Genomic DNA, 718 nt, shown 5'->3' with positions numbered 1-718 from the left:
AGTTCGCGCGGCGCGGCGGGCAGGGCGGCGATCAGCGCGGCGGGCGGCGCCTGCGGTGCGGCCGCGTCGTAGGCGCCGCCCGCGTAGGCCGATTGCGCCAGCGGCGCCGCGCCGCTGCTGAACACCTTCCACGGATTCATCGACATCAGCCCGCTGAAGATCCAGGTGAGGGTGATGCCGGCGAACATCAGGCCGGCCAGGTGGTGCCAGCGCATCATGTTCTCGCGGTAGGGCGAGCGGCTGCCGCTGGCGTAGGGCCGCGAGAAGCGCCAGCGCAGGATGCCGACCACCGTGCCGGTCAGCGCCACGGCCACGCCGGCCACCGACAGCCAGACGACGATGTCGTGCCACCACGGATCGAAGAGGTTGCCGCGGAACGGATACAGCCAGTGAATCCAGGCGCCGACGTAGTTCCACAGCCGTTCGCGGCGGGTGGCGTCCAGCACCACTTCGCCGGTGGCGGACGAGACGTACAGCCGGGTGCGGGCGGGATCGTCCAGGTCGATGCGGTGCAGCGGCCGGTGCATGTCGAGCGCGCCCGAGTGGGTGTATACGTCCTCCTCCACCTCGCCCTGGTAGTGCGCGGCGTACTGGCCGTCGAACCAGGCCGTGGCGCTGGCGGTGGCGACCGCGGCGTCGGCGCGCGGCAGCAGCGCGCCGCTGGCGGCATCCACCACCCTGGGCGCGCGGCCGCGGCCCATCGGCACCAGGTAGACCG

General features: G+C 72.8%; 1 protein-coding gene. It reads right to left on the bottom strand.

Features of this window, described 5'->3' with window-relative positions:
• Window positions 1-718, bottom strand: a 718-nt coding sequence (locus H0523_RS32085) for a PepSY domain-containing protein (RefSeq protein ID WP_180180332.1), incomplete at both ends; no start/stop codon positions are given.

The sequence above is a fragment of the Achromobacter insuavis genome (genome assembly GCF_902859645.1).
Taxonomy (GTDB): Bacteria; Pseudomonadota; Gammaproteobacteria; order Burkholderiales; family Burkholderiaceae_B; genus Achromobacter; species Achromobacter insuavis.
This window is presented reverse-complemented; position numbering and strand designations above follow the sequence as displayed.